General features: G+C 55.3%; 12 protein-coding genes. All 12 read left to right on the top strand.

All coding sequences use genetic code 11. From position 1 onward, the window contains the following. Positions 1-23 precede the first annotated feature (23 nt). Positions 24-1,325, top strand: a complete 1,302-nt coding sequence (locus tag HMPREF0908_RS01360; protein ID WP_040572310.1) for a homoserine dehydrogenase — start codon at positions 24-26, stop codon at positions 1,323-1,325. Next, positions 1,322-2,272, top strand: a complete 951-nt coding sequence (gene thrB, locus HMPREF0908_RS01355; RefSeq protein ID WP_006689615.1) for a homoserine kinase — start codon at positions 1,322-1,324, stop codon at positions 2,270-2,272. The genes HMPREF0908_RS01360 and thrB overlap by 4 nt, the downstream gene beginning before the upstream one ends. Positions 2,273-2,559: 287 nt before the next feature. Then, a complete protein-coding gene (gene argC / locus HMPREF0908_RS01350; RefSeq protein WP_006689614.1) occupies positions 2,560-3,594 on the top strand; it encodes an N-acetyl-gamma-glutamyl-phosphate reductase in 1,035 nt (344 codons plus the stop codon). A 21-nt stretch (positions 3,595-3,615) separates the two neighbouring features. Further along, entirely contained in the window at positions 3,616-4,827 is a 1,212-nt protein-coding gene (argJ, locus tag HMPREF0908_RS01345) for a bifunctional glutamate N-acetyltransferase/amino-acid acetyltransferase ArgJ (RefSeq protein WP_040572309.1), read from the top strand. A gap of 10 nt (positions 4,828-4,837) precedes the next feature. Further along, positions 4,838-5,722: an acetylglutamate kinase gene (argB, locus tag HMPREF0908_RS01340; protein WP_040572308.1), complete on the top strand. Its 885-nt coding sequence runs from the start codon at positions 4,838-4,840 to the stop codon at positions 5,720-5,722. 9 nt (positions 5,723-5,731) lie between these two features. Beyond that, positions 5,732-6,937, top strand: a complete 1,206-nt coding sequence (locus tag HMPREF0908_RS01335; protein WP_006689611.1) for an acetylornithine transaminase — start codon at positions 5,732-5,734, stop codon at positions 6,935-6,937. A 61-nt stretch (positions 6,938-6,998) separates the two neighbouring features. After that, the gene (argF, locus tag HMPREF0908_RS01330; RefSeq protein ID WP_006689610.1) at positions 6,999-7,934 is read left to right on the top strand and encodes an ornithine carbamoyltransferase; all 936 of its coding nucleotides are present in this window, start codon (positions 6,999-7,001) and stop codon (positions 7,932-7,934) included. Between the two features lie 14 nt (positions 7,935-7,948). Beyond that, positions 7,949-9,160, top strand: a complete 1,212-nt coding sequence (locus HMPREF0908_RS01325; RefSeq protein ID WP_006689609.1) for an argininosuccinate synthase — start codon at positions 7,949-7,951, stop codon at positions 9,158-9,160. Next, the gene (argH, locus tag HMPREF0908_RS01320) at positions 9,160-10,587 is read left to right on the top strand and encodes an argininosuccinate lyase (protein WP_006689608.1); all 1,428 of its coding nucleotides are present in this window, start codon (positions 9,160-9,162) and stop codon (positions 10,585-10,587) included. The genes HMPREF0908_RS01325 and argH overlap by 1 nt, the downstream gene beginning before the upstream one ends. A gap of 459 nt (positions 10,588-11,046) precedes the next feature. Continuing rightward, positions 11,047-12,750 (top strand): ribonuclease J, encoded by a 1,704-nt coding sequence (locus HMPREF0908_RS01315; protein WP_006689607.1) that lies wholly within the window; start codon positions 11,047-11,049, stop codon positions 12,748-12,750. 146 nt (positions 12,751-12,896) lie between these two features. Then, a complete protein-coding gene (locus HMPREF0908_RS01310) occupies positions 12,897-13,748 on the top strand; it encodes a transketolase (protein WP_040572307.1) in 852 nt (283 codons plus the stop codon). Between the two features lie 2 nt (positions 13,749-13,750). Further along, complete coding sequence (locus tag HMPREF0908_RS01305) at positions 13,751-14,692, top strand: transketolase family protein (protein ID WP_040572306.1); 942 nt, start codon at positions 13,751-13,753, stop codon at positions 14,690-14,692. Positions 14,693-14,796: the final 104 nt, after the last annotated feature.

Genomic DNA, 14,796 nt, shown 5'->3' with positions numbered 1-14,796 from the left:
GTGGTCAGGGAGGATGGGATTCTGTGAATACAGTCAAGATAGCTCTTTTGGGTGCGGGGACGGTCGGCTCCGGCGTTGTCCGCACTCTGTCTATGAACGGAGAGACGATTGCAGGGCGCTGCGGCGCACGTATCGAGATCAAGAAGATCCTCGTCCGCGATGCGAAGAAATATCGTCCGGAGGCAGAGGGGATTGCCCTCACGGACAACTTTGATGAGATTCTGAACGACCCGGAGATCTCGATCGTCGTTGAGGTGATGGGCGGGCTCATGCCGGCAAAGGACTACATGCTGCGTGCCATGCGTGCGGGCAAACATGTCGTCACCGCCAACAAGGATGTCATTGCCGAACATTTGCGGGAGCTCTATGGTATAGCGGATAAGCATCACGTCGATTTCCTCTATGAGGGCAGTGTCGGCGGCGGCATCCCGATCATCAAGCCGTTGAAGGAATGTCTGACGGCGAACGAAATCTCCGAGGTCATGGGCGTCATCAACGGAACGACGAACTATATGCTGACGAAGATGACGGAGAAGCATATCAGCTACGATGCTGTACTGCGACGTGCACAGGAAAAGGGCTATGCTGAGGCAAATCCGTCGGCGGATGTAGACGGCTTGGATGCCGCGCGTAAGGCGGCGATTCTGGCGTCACTTGCCTTTGATACCATCGTCGAGTTCGAGGATGTCTCCGTCGAGGGAATCTCACATATTACGGAAGATGACATTGAGTACGGGCTGAACCTTGGCTACGTCATCAAACTCCTCGCAGTGGGACGCAATACGGAGGAGGGAATCGATGTGCGTGTGCATCCCGTGTTCCTCCCAAAGACGCATCCGCTCGCCTCAATCAACGGCGTATTCAATGCGGTCTTTGTGCGCGGCAATGTGATCGGTGAGGCGATGTTCTACGGCCGCGGTGCAGGCTCGCTTCCTACGGCATCTGCTGTGGTCGCGGATGTCATTGAGGTTGCGCGCGATATCGTTGCAGGGACGACGGGGCGCATGAAGTATCGGATTGGTGCAAAGAAAAAACTCTGCCCTGTGGAGAAGACGCGCTCCTCTTATTATCTGCGCCTTGTCGTCGCCGATGAGCCGGGCGTACTCGGTGAGATCGCCACGACATTTGGACGCGCGGGGGTCAGTCTGCGGTCGGTCATTCAGGCAAGGTCGACGGTGAGCGGAGATGCGGAGATCGTTGCTGTGACACACGTTGTGACACATGCGGCTGCCTCTGCCGCTGCTGCATCACTGCAGGCACTTCCTGTCGTACGCGAGGTGCGCAGCCTGATCCGTGTGGCGGACGGGCAGGAGGATACACTATGACAGAGCGCAGTGTACGCGTACGTGTCCCTGCGACGAGCGCGAATCTCGGCCCCGGCTTTGATGCGCTCGGCCTTGCCTGCACGCTGTATAACGAAATGACCCTGACGCTTACGCGTGAGCCGGGGCTTTTGATCGCGGCACGCGGTGAGGGCGCCGCCTACATTCCGGGCGACGAGCGCAATATCGTCTGGAAGTCCATCCGCTATCTCTTGGATAAAGCGGGGCGTGCGGAGGAATTTCGCGGTGCACAGATCCGCATGAGCAACCGTATTCCGCTCTCGCGTGGGCTTGGCAGCAGTGCGACAGCGATTGTCGCAGGACTGACAGCAGCAAATGCGCTCATTGGCAGTCCGTTTGACCGTCATGCGCTGCTGCAGTTTGCGACGGACATTGAGGGGCACCCGGACAATGTGGCACCAGCGATCTATGGCGGCTTCACGGTAAATACCGTGACGGATGGAACGGTGGAATGCTTTTCCTTCCTGCCGCGTATCTTTCTGCGGTTCGTCGTCATGGTGCCGGACTTTTACCTCTCGACGAAGTCGGCGCGTGAGGTGCTCCCTGCCGAGGTGCCGATGAAGGATGCTGTCTTTAACATCAGCCATGCGGCCATGCTTGTGGCGGCTCTGTCGCGCGGATCTGAGAAGCATCTGTGCAACGCCTTTGCGGATGCACTGCATCAAAACTACCGTGCGCCGCTCATCCCGGGGATGTTCGATGTCTTTGCCGCTGCAAAGAAGGCGGGGGCATGCGGCGCGGCGCTCAGCGGAGCGGGCCCCTGTCTCATCGCCTTTGTTCCGGAGAAACGGAACTGCACCGAGGATGTTGCCCATGCGATGCGCGAGGCATTCCGTTCGCACGAGATCGAAGCACGCCCCCTGCAGCTTCGTCTCGATACGAAGGGAGCGCGTGTCCTCCATCGCAGGAATGCGAATGTAAAATCATAGGAATCACTGATAAAATGAGGTCTGCCGGATTGGCGTAGATTTTTTCGTCCGAACGAGGTGGAAAACCGGACGCAGAGTGGTGCTCTGTGGAGGATTTTCCGCCGAAGTGCGGGCAAAAGAGATGCGTCAAGATGATTGTGCCGAATTTATCAGTGATTCCCGTAGTATATGCCCCCACTCCATGCAATAGAGGAAGTGGGGGCATAATATTTAAAAAAATACTTGCAAGAATATGCATAAAGGATGTATAATCATAAACATCTTTTTAGGGAGATGGAGGAACAGTCATGAAGGTCAGTATCATCGGTGCATCTGGCTATGCAGGGGAAGAACTCATCCGACTTCTTCATGGCCACCCGCATGCCGAGATTGTACATCTGACATCGGAGCGCCATACGGGCGAGAAAATATCGAAACTTTATCCACATTTAACGCATATTTATGACAATATGCTGGATTCGATGGAGGATGTCCACCGTATGGCAGAGGACAGCGATGTTCTCTTTATCGCACTTCCGCATGGACATGCAATGAAATTGGTCAAGGCGATTGCTGGTCTGCCGGTGCATATCATTGATCTCGGGGCAGACTATCGCTTTGCCGACACATCGGTCTATGAGGCATGGTATCATGTCCCGCACACGGATCCGGAGGCAGAGCGGGTCTATGGACTTGCCGAGCTGTACCGCGATGCAATCCGTGGGGCGCATCTCATCGGCAATGCAGGCTGCTATACGACGGCAGGTATTCTCGCACTGACCCCGCTCGTGCAGGAGCATCTCGTACAGATGGATTCGATTCTCGTCGATGCGGTTTCCGGTGTCTCCGGTGCAGGGCGTACACCGAAGGAGAGCACGCATTTCCCGGAGTTCTACGACAGCTTCACGGCGTATGGCGCAGTCAGTCATCGACACACCCCGGAGATCGAGCAAGCGCTCTCAGAGCAGGCGGGTGAGCCGGTTACGATCAACTTTACGCCGCACCTTGCCCCCATTGCGCGCGGTATTCTTGCCACGTGCTATGCGCGCCTCGCAGACGGCGTAACGGGAGAGGATGTGGACGCGGCATTTACTGCCCGGTATGCAGATGAATTTTTCATCCGCCTGCTTGGGCGCGGAGCGTATGCATCGACGAAATATGTGCGCGGAACGAATTACTGCGATATTTCATGGCATATTGATCCACGCACGCATCGTGTCATTGTTTTTTCTGCGATTGACAATCTCGTCAAAGGCGCGGCAGGGCAGGCGATTCAGAACATGAACATCGCGCTTGATTTGGATGAGCGCACAGGACTCGACCTTGTGCCGATGTATCCGTAAATGGGAATGGAGGATATTGATATGTTCAGCGAGCAGAATGCAAAAGCCGGGGTTACCTTCCCGCAGGGATTCAAGGCAGCAGGGGTCAAGGCAGGCATCAAGAAGAGCGGCAATCTCGATGTTGCCGTGATCTATACGGAGCGGGAGGCAGCTGCGGCAGGCGTCTTTACACAGAATGCAGTTGCCGCTGCACCGGTCTTCGCCTCGAAGAAGGTCATTGCCACGGGGACAGCACATGCGATTGCAGCAAATGCAGGCTGTGCGAATGCCTGCACCGGTGCACAAGGGGAAAAGGATGCGCGCGCAATGCAGGAGATCACGGCGGCGGCACTCGGCTGCACGCCGGAGGACGTTCTCGTCGCCTCAACCGGCGTGATTGGCGTAAATCTTCCGATGGACAAGATGGAGGCGGGGCTGAAAGCCGCAGTTGCCGCACTCTCGACAGACGGCAGCGTCAGCGCAGGCAACGCCATTATCACGACGGATACCTACTCCAAGTCGTGTGCCACGGAGGTGATGCTCGGCGGCAAGCAGGTACGGTTTGGTGCGATCGCAAAGGGCTCGGGAATGATTCAGCCGAATATGGCGACGATGCTCGCCTTTATCACAACCGATGCAGCGATTGACGGCAAGCTTCTCCAAAAGGCACTCTCCGAGGTCGTTGAAATTTCGTTCAACATGATTTCGATTGACGGTGATATGAGCACGAACGATATGGCTGTTGTGCTTGCCAATGGTGCGGCAGGAAATGCGAAGATCACGTCAGAGGGCGCGGACTACGAGACGTTCAAGGCAACGCTCGCAGAGATCTGTACAGGGCTTTCGCAGCGCATCGCCTCCGACGGTGAAGGTGCAACGAAGTTCCTGACGGTTCACGTGATGGGAACGAAGAGCTTTGCCGACGCCAAGACGATTGCGATGAGCGTGGCAAAGAGCCCGCTCGTCAAGACAGCATTCTTCGGGGAGGATCCGAACTGGGGACGCGTGATCTGTGCAGTCGGCTATGCAGGTGTTCCGATGAATCCCGAGACAACTGTTGTGAAGTTCGGAGGCATCCCCGTCTACGTGCACGGTGTCGGCGCGGACTATGATGAGACGGCACTCAAGCAGGTCATGGGGGAGCATGATATCGTGGTTGACATCGACATGGGTATAGGCACACAGGAAGCAACCGTCTGGACCTGCGATTTCTCCTATGAGTACGTCAAGATCAATGGTGAGTATCATACCTGAGGTGAGGGCTATGTACAGCGATAAGGATAAGGCGGAGATCTTGGTTGATGCCCTCCCGTACATCCAGGAGTTCTCGGGCACGACAGTCGTCATAAAGTACGGCGGCAACGCGATGGTAAGCGATGTGCTGAAGGAAAACGTCATGCGCGACGTGGCGCTGATGAAGTATGTCGGCATCCGTCCCGTCATCGTTCATGGTGGAGGACCGGAGATCACGGGCTTTTTGAAAAAGGTCGGCAAGGAGTCCTCCTTCGTCGCAGGGCTCCGTGTGACGGATGAGGAGACCGTTGAGATCGCCGAGATGGTGCTCGACGGAAAGATCAACTCGGAGATTGTCAATCTCCTGAACCAGCGCGGCGTTCGTGCCGTTGGTCTCTCAGGCAAGGATGCGGGGCTGATCCGTGCGCGCAAGAAGATGGCAACCGTATACGAGAACGATACGGCGCATGAGGTGGACATTGGCTTCGTGGGCGCAGTGGAAACAATCGACGTCTCTGTAATTGAAGATCTGCTGGATCACGGCTATGTGCCGGTTATTGCGCCAATCGGCGTAGGGATGGACGGCGAGAGTTACAACATCAACGCCGACTACGTTGCGGCGGAGATCGCAGGGGCCCTTGCGGCGGAGAAGCTGCTTCTCCTGACGGACATCGAGGGCATCTATAAAGATTTTAACGACAAGAGTTCGTTTCTCTCGACCATCCATCTGCAGGAGGCACGCGACTACATCCGCGACGGCATCATCTCGGGCGGGATGATTCCCAAGGTAGAGGCGTGTCTGACGGCACTGGAGCGCGGCGCGGCAAAGACGCACATTATCGATGGACGTTTGCCGCACGCCATTATCCTCGAGATTTTTACGTCGACTGGTGTTGGTACACAGGTTGTACGATAGGGAGTATATATGAGCGAAGCAGAGAAGAAAATTTTTGACACCGATGAGAAAGACTATCTCCCCGTATTCAATCGCTATAAAATCGTGCTCGATCATGGTGAGGGCGTTTATGTTTGGGATGTTGCGGGCAGAAAGTATCTTGACTTTCTCGGCGGCATCGCTGTCAATGTCCTCGGGCATCATTATCCGCCGCTTGTCGAGGCAATTGCATCGCAGGCGGCAAAGATCATCCATGCCTCGAACCTTTACTACACGAAGCCGCAGGCGGACGCAGCGGCAAAACTCACGGCACTCAGCGGGCTCGGCAAAGTATTCTTCTGCAACTCGGGAGCAGAGGCAAATGAGGGGGCAATAAAGATTGCACGTAAGTACGCCTGCCAAATCCATCCCGGGAAATCGCAGATTCTCACGGCGTGGGACAGTTTTCATGGTCGTACGCTTGCGACACTGACCGCGACGGGTCAGCCGAAGTATCACGAGGGCCTTGGCCCGCTGCCGGCAGGCTTTGACTATATCCGCTACAATGATATAGCAGATCTCGAGGCGAAGATCAGCGATAAGACGGCAGCGGTCATGCTCGAGACGATCCAAGGGGAGGGCGGCGTCTATCCGCCGGAGGACAATTATTTGAAAAATGTTCGTGCCCTCTGCGACCAGCATGGTGCGCTCCTTATCCTCGATGAGATTCAGGCAGGAATCGGGCGTGCAGGGACGTTCTTTGCCTACGAGAAATACGGCGTAAAACCCGATATTGTAACGCTTGCGAAAGGTCTTGCCGGCGGTGTGCCGATCGGTGCCTTTGCTGTCACGAACGAAGTCGCAGCTGCGTTCCATGCAGGTGATCACGGCACGACTTTTGGCGGCAACCCCCTTGCCTGTGCGGCTGCGAACATCGTCCTCGATACGATTCCGAAAAAGGAGTTCCTGGCACGTGTTGAGGTGCTCGGCGCATATTTCAAGCAGAAACTCATGGAGCTGCAGAAGAAGTATCCCGCATTCATCGTTGACGTGCGCGGTACGGGGCTGATACTCGGCGCGGAGCTCGCGTCGGATGCACATGGGCGTGATATTGTGAATGTGTGTCTTGAAAAGGGCATTATCATCAATTGTACCGTGGGCAAGGTGCTGCGTTTTCTGCCGCCGCTCATCATCACCGAGCCGCAGATCGACGAGGTGGTCAGCGTTCTTGATGATGTGATCTCACACGATGCGTGATGTGCTGTTTTCTTTACGGCGATGATGCAATAGGATATAATGCACAAATGGGAGGGGTTATATGCTGAAAGGGAAGGACTTATTGTCCATTCATGAACTCAGTCGTGATGAGGTCGAGGAGATTCTGTCCCTCGCGCAGGAGCTCAAGGCAAAGCAGAAGGCGGGGATTCCACACCGCATTCTGGAGGGCAAGTCGCTCGGTATGATCTTTGAGAAGTCCTCAACGCGGACGCGCGTCTCCTTCGAGGTGGGGATGTATCAGCTTGGCGGGCAGGCGCTGTTCCTCAGCAGCAGCGATCTGCAGCTCGGGCGCGGTGAACCGATCAAGGATACGGCACGCGTGCTCTCACGCTACCTTGACGGTATTATGATCCGCACGTATGGACATGAGCGCATCGAGGAGCTTGCGGAGTGGGCGGATGTGCCCGTGATCAACGCGCTCAGTGATCTCCTGCATCCGTGCCAGGCGCTCACCGATCTCCTCACGATCCGTGAGTATAAGGGCAAGAATCTCACGGGGCTGAAGATGGCATACGTCGGCGACGGCAATAATATGACGCACTCGCTCATGTATGCGGCGGCAAAGGTCGGCATGAACTTCGCGGCAGCGACCCCCGAGGGATATGAACCGAATGCCGAAGTTGTAGCAAATGCCAAGGCTGATGCGGCAGCGACGGGCGCGACCGTCACGATCACGCACAATCCGATGGAAGCAGCTGCGGACGCAGATGTCATCGTCACGGACACGTGGGCGAGCATGGGACAGGAGGCGGAGCACGACGCACGCACGGCGGTCTTCCGTCCCTATCAGGTGAATTGGGAGCTCGTTGCCGAGTCAGGCAATGCGCGCTGCATCGTCATGCACTGCCTGCCCGCCTACCGGGGAGAGGAGATCGCGGAGGATGTCTTTGAGGAATTTGCCGATGTGATCTTTGACGAGGCGGAAAACCGTCTCCATGTTCAGAAGGCAATCATGGCACTCACCATGGGAAATTAAGGAGTTGTTTTATTATGGCTAAACAGATCAAAAAAGTCGTTCTTGCCTATTCCGGCGGACTGGATACGTCGGTGATCATTCCTTGGCTGAAAGAGCACTACGATGGCTGTGAGGTTATCGCTGCCTGTGCCGATGTTGGACAGGGCGATGAGCTGAGTGTTGTTCACGACAAAGCACTCGCCTCTGGTGCATCGAAGGTGTTCATCGTCGATCTTACGAAGGAGTTCCTTGAGGAGTATGTCTGGCCGACACTGAAGGCAGGTGCGGTCTACGAGGGCAAATATCTGCTCGGCACTTCGTTTGCCCGCCCTGTGATTGCCAAGGCGCTCGTTGACATCGCGAAGCGCGAGGGGGCGGATGCCATTGCTCATGGCGCAACAGGAAAGGGGAACGATCAGGTGCGTTTTGAGCTGACGGTCAAGGCGCTTGCGCCCAATCTCCAGATCATCGCACCGTGGCGTGAATGGGATCTTGACTCGCGCACGGCAGAGATCGCCTATGCGAAGAAGCACGGAATCCCCGTTGCGACGGAGAATAAGACATACAGCATGGACCGCAACATTTGGCATCTCTCACATGAGGGCTCAGACCTCGAGGATCCCGCGAACGAGCCGAAGAATTCCATGTTCCTCATCTCCTGTGCACCTGAGGATGCACCGGATGCGCCGGAGTATGTCTCCATTTCCTTTGAGAAGGGAATCCCCGTCGCTGTCAACGGTGAGAAGATGGGCGCAGTCGAATTGCTGACGAAACTCAATGAGGTCGGTGCACGCAATGGTGTCGGCATCGTCGATATCTGCGAGAACCGTCTCGTCGGCATGAAGTCGCGCGGTGTCTATGAGAACCCGGGTGGATCGATTCTCTACTATGCGCATCGTGAGCTGGAATACCTCTGCCTCGACCGCTCTACCTTCCACTACAAGGAGGGACTTGCCATCCGTTACGGTGAGCTGGTCTATGACGGCATGTGGTTCTGTCAGCTGCGCGAGGCACTCGCTGCCTTCGTGAACAGCACGCAGGAGACCGTGACGGGTGAGGTACGCCTGAAGCTCTACAAGGGCAACATCATCTCTGCCGGTGCGAAGTCCCCCTATTCCCTCTACAGTCAGGAGTTCGTCACCTTCGAACATGACGATGTTTACGATCAGGCGGATGCAACGGGCTTTATCAACCTCTTCGGCCTGCCGCTCAAGGTGCGTGCACTCATGCAGGAGGGGCAGAAATAATGAGCGAAAAGCTCTGGGGCGGCCGCTTCTCCAAGACGACCGATGAGATGATCAATGAGTTTCAGGCATCCATCGGATTTGACCGCCGTATGTACCGCGAGGATATCGCGGGATCACTTGCCCATGCCGCCATGCTCGCCAAGGTCGGCATCCTCTCGGAGAAGGATCATGCGGCAATCGAGAAGGGGCTGAAGGACATCCTTGCCCAGATCGAGCACGAAGACTTTGATTTCAGTGTGGCACTTGAAGATATTCACATGAATATCGAAAAGTGTCTCACGGACGCAATCGGCGATGCGGGCAGCCGCCTGCACACGGCACGCAGCCGCAACGATCAGGTGGCTCTCGATACGCATCTCTTTGTACGCCATGCCGTCGTGGACGTGATGGCACACATTCGCGCGCTGCAGCAGGCCCTCACAGAGTCCGCTGCACAGCATCGGGATGTGATTATGCCGGGCTATACGCATCTCCAGCGTGCGCAGCCCATCCTCTTTTCCCACCATCTCATGGCGTATTTTGGAATGCTCGCGCGCGACTTTGAGCGGTTTCAGGGTGTATATGCGCGTACGGATATCATGCCGCTCGGTGCCGGAGCACTTGCGGGGACGACACTGCCGATAGATCGGCAGTTCGTGGCACAGCGGCTGCACTTCGAGCGCATCTACACGAATAGTCTGGATGCCGTCAGCGATCGTGACTATATCCTCGAGTTCCTCTCTGCCGCATCAATTCTCATGGTGCACCTTTCCCGCCTCTCAGAGGAGATCATTCTCTGGTGCTCACGTGAGTTCTCGTTTGTCGAATTGGACGACGCGCACTGTACGGGCTCGTCGATGATGCCGCAGAAGAAAAATCCTGATGTCTCCGAGCTCGTGCGCGGGAAGACTGGACGTGTTGTTGGGCATCTCATGGCGATGCTCATGGCGGTCAAGGGGCTTCCCCTTGCCTACAACAAAGACTTGCAGGAGGATAAGGAAGGGCTGTTTGACGCCATCGACACGGTGAAATTCAGCCTTGCGGTATATGCACAGCTGATACGGGGCATGAAACTGCGTGAGGACGTCATGCGTCATGCCGTCGAAGCGGATTACTCGAATGCCACGGATCTCGCGGACTATCTCGTGCGCAAGGGACTGCCGTTCCGCAAGGCACATGCCGCTGCGGGGCAGGCAGTGGCACAGTGCATCGCACGCGGAATCTATCTCGCGGATCTGCCGATCGCAGACTATCAGCAGCTCTCGCCGCTCTTTGCGGAGGACATCTACGATGCGATCCGTCCCGAGACTTGCGTTGCCTGCCGCAACTCCTACGGCGGCACATCGTACGAGCAGGCAGAAATGCAGCTTGAGGCTGCGAAAAACCTCATGATGGAGGAGAAGCACATTATCTCCGTACTGACGGAAAAACAGAATATCTTGTCGTAATTTTAAGGAAGCACTGATAAATTCTGCACTGCCATCTTAGCGCATCTTTTTTGCCCGCTTTTTGTCGGCAAATCCTCCACATAGCCTTGCTATGCGTCCGGTTTGCCTCCTCAATCGGACAAAAAATCTACGCCAATCTGACGGACTTCATTTTATCAGAGATTCCTTAACGCTAAGGACTTGCTGATTGGCTTTTTATCAGCAAGTCCTTAAATTTTATTTGCATTGTCACGGTACAGATGGTACAATGGCACTAAGTGACTGGATCGGATTATTTTTTCGCGATTTTCGTATTTGCTGTGCGGACGTATTTTCATGGCAATGACATCGAAAATGGCTCTTTTCCGTATAGCGACAGGCGTATAGGACGTGTGGTCGCTGTGTTTTCGTGCGGATGAATTCTGATTTCATGATCGAAAGACTGAGAAAATATAGGAAGGGAATTTTCCCGAAGGATTTATGGAGGTGTGTTTTTTGTCGTTCAATCGTAATGGCAATCATGGAAAAGGCGGACAGAAGGTACAAGTCATCCCGCTGGGCGGCTTGGGTGAGATCGGAAAGAATATGACGGTCATCCGCGTGGATGATGAAATCCTCGTGGTAGACTCTGGGCTGATGTTCCCGGAGGAGGATATGCTGGGGATTGATCTTGTTATCCCGGATATTACCTATCTCATCGAGAACCGTGATATGGTCAAAGCAATCGTGCTGACGCACGGACATGAGGATCATATCGGTGCTCTCCCGTATGTGATGAAGCAGATTCCGTGTCCTGTGTACGGTACGCGTCTGACGCTAGGCATACTGGAGGGACGTCTGAAGGAGAACGGGGTGGACTCGACGAATCTGCACTCCGTTATGGCTGGTGACATCATCAATATCGGGTGCTTCAGCGTCGGGTTTATTCGAGTGAATCACTCCATCCCTGATGCGGTAGGACTTTCGATCAAGACCCCTGTAGGAATGATCGTCCATACGGGCGACTTCAAGCTCGACTATACGCCGGTAGATGGGCAGATGACGGATTTCCGTCGCTTTTCCGATCTTGGCAACAAGGGAGTTCTGCTCCTGCTCGCTGACAGTACGAACGCCGAGCGTGAGGGACATACGGCGAGCGAACGGACAGTAGGTGCGGCATTTGACAAGGCATTTCACAATGTGCGTGGGCGCATTATTGTCGCCACGTTCTCTTCGAATGTGCACCGCATTCAGCAGGTCATTGATACGGCGGTCAAGTACAAGCGGCGCGTTGCCGTTCTTGGCCGCAGCATGGAGAATGTTGTCGGCATCTCGCTTGAACTCGGCTATCTGACTGCGCCTGAGGGGACGATCATCGGCATCGATGAGATCAATAACTATCGTGCGGAGCAGATCGTCATCGTGACAACGGGCAGCCAGGGCGAGCCGATGTCCGCACTCTCACGCATGGCTGCATCCGATCATCGTAAAATCACGATTGTACCGGGCGATACGGTCATCATTTCGGCGACGCCGATCCCGGGGAACGAGAAGCTGGTATCCAAGACGGTGGATAATCTGATGAAGCTCGGTGCCAATGTCATTTACGGGCGCGATAAGGGGATCCACGTTTCGGGACATGGAAGCCGCGAGGAACTGAAGCTGATGCACAATCTTGTGCGTCCGAAATTTTTCATGCCCGTACATGGCGAATATCATCACCTCGTTCAGCACGCGGGGCTTGCCCGTGAGCTCGGGATGCCGAAGGAAAATATCTTTATCAGTGAGAACGGACAGGTGCTTGAGTTCACGAAGGAAAAGGGACAGGTCGTTGGACGCGTGCAGTCGGGCATGGTCATGGTGGATGGGCTCGGTGTTGGTGATGTTGGCAATATCGTTCTGCGTGATCGTCGTCAGCTTTCACAGGACGGAATCCTCATCATTGTTGTCGCGATGAGCCGCCAGAGCAACCGCGTTGTCTCAGGACCTGATATCGTCTCACGCGGCTTTGTCTACGTACGTGAATCGGAGGCACTGATGGATGAGGCGCGTGCCCGCGTTCAGCAGGCACTCGACCGCTGTGAGGACGAGAATGTGCGTGAGTGGTCGGCGATCAAGTCGAATGTGCGCGATGCGCTCAGCCGCTATCTGTTCGACAAGACACGTCGCCGCCCAATGATCCTTCCAATCATTATGGAAGTTTGATCTATGTACGCCGCTCCAAATCGGAGCGGTGTTTTCGTTGGAAAATATTGATGATATTGCTGCACAGATAACTTGAAGTCGCGCAGAAAAAGAGATAGAATAAGCATGTTTTGTGATAGTTTTTGAAGTGGATGAGGAGGAGTTTTATGACAGCGGCTGAACAGAAAGAGCTGCAGCTCTTTGCAGTAAAGGTGCGCGAAGGGATTCTGCGCGGCACGCATGCGGCGAAAAGCGGGCATCCGGGCGGATCACTCTCGTCAGCGGACTATTTCACCTATCTCTACAATAAGGAAATTCGTGTCAATCCGAAAAATCCGCGTGATCCGAACCGCGACCGCTTTGTTCTTTCCAAGGGGCACGTTGCACCGGGACTCTATGCGACACTGGCGAACTGCGGATTTTTTCCCGTGGAGGAGCTGCTGACCCTCCGTCATATTGGATCGCGTCTGCAGGGGCATCCGAATATGAACCTCACGCCCGGCATCGATATGTCTACAGGCTCGCTTGGTCAGGGGCTTTCGACGGCTGCGGGCATGGCAAAGGGCGCGAAGTATCTTGGAAAGGACATCAACGTCTACACACTGCTCGGTGACGGCGAGCTTGCCGAAGGACAGATCTGGGAGGCGACGATGTTCGCCGCGCACTATGGTCTCGACAATCTCTGCATTGCGGTGGATGTCAACGGGCTTCAGATCGACGGCAAAACAGCAGATGTCATGAACAGTGCTCCTGTGGATAAGAAATTCGAGGCGTTCGGCTGTGCCGTTCAGTGGATTGACGGGCATGATTTCACTGCTCTTGCGTCGGCATTCCACACGTTCCATGCGAATAAGGGCAGCAAGAAACCAACGGTGATTCTGATGAAGACGGTCAAGGGCAAGGATGTCTCCTTTATGGAGAATCAGGTCGGCTGGCATGGCAAAGCTCCTAATGATGCCGAGCTTGCCCAGGGGTTGGAGGACTTGGCTGCGGTTCGAAAGAGCATCGAGGAGGCATGAGCATGGCAGAGGTAAAGAAAATCGCAACCCGTGAGAGCTACGGCAACGGATTGGTGGAATTAGGAAAAGAACACGATAACGTCGTCGTGCTGGATGCGGATCTTGCCGGTGCAACCAAGACGGCAATCTTTAAGAAGGCATTCCCCGATCGTCACTTCAATTGCGGCATTGCAGAGTGCAATCTGGTGGATGTCGGCGCAGGTCTGTCGACGATGGGGCTCGTGCCGTTCGTCTCGACGTTTGCCATGTTTGCGGCGGGGCGTGCCTATGAGCAGGTGCGCAATACGATCGGATATCCTCATCTGAACGTCAAGATCTGTGCGACGCACGGCGGCATCTCCGTCGGGGAGGATGGTGCGTCGCATCAGTGCTGTGAGGATTTTGCTCTCATGCGTACGATTCCTGGCATGACGGTCATGTGTCCCTCGGATGATGTGGAAGCGCGCAAGATGGTGCGTGCCGCCTATGAGATGGAGGGGCCTGTCTACATCCGCTTCGGACGTGCGGCGACACCGGTCTACCATGCGGAGGGGTTCTCTTTTGCCGTCGGCAAGGGGGAAGTCCTGCAGGATGGCACGGACGTCGCGGTCATTGCCACGGGGATTCTTGTGCCGGAGGCAATCGAGGCAGGCAAGCGTCTTGCTGCCGAGGGCATCAGCGCGCGTGTGATCAATATGGCGACGATCAAACCGCTTGATACGGAGACGGTGATCCGAGCGGCGCGTGACTGCGGCAGGATTGTTACAGTGGAGGAGCATAACATCATCGGCGGACTTGGCGAGGCCGTCTGCTCCGCACTCGCCGAGGAATGCCCTGTTCCTGTTCACCGCATTGGTGTTAATGATGTGTTTGGCCACTCCGGTCCTGCAGCGGCTTTGCTGAAGGAGTTCGGCCTGACCGCTGATTACATTACAGAGGCGGCGCGGATGCTGACAGGAAAATGATCAGATCAGAAGATGCCTTCGATGGACGAGGGCATCTTTTTGTATTGCTGGGAGAAGGATGGATAAAATTGCTTGTAGATTCGGGGTGAATTGTTTATAATAGA

Source organism: Centipeda flueggei ATCC 43531 (assembly GCF_000160695.1).
In the GTDB taxonomy this organism is placed as follows: domain Bacteria; phylum Bacillota; class Negativicutes; order Selenomonadales; family Selenomonadaceae; genus Centipeda; species Centipeda flueggei.
Note: the sequence above shows the minus strand (reverse complement) of the source record. Positions and strands in the feature narration are given on the sequence as shown.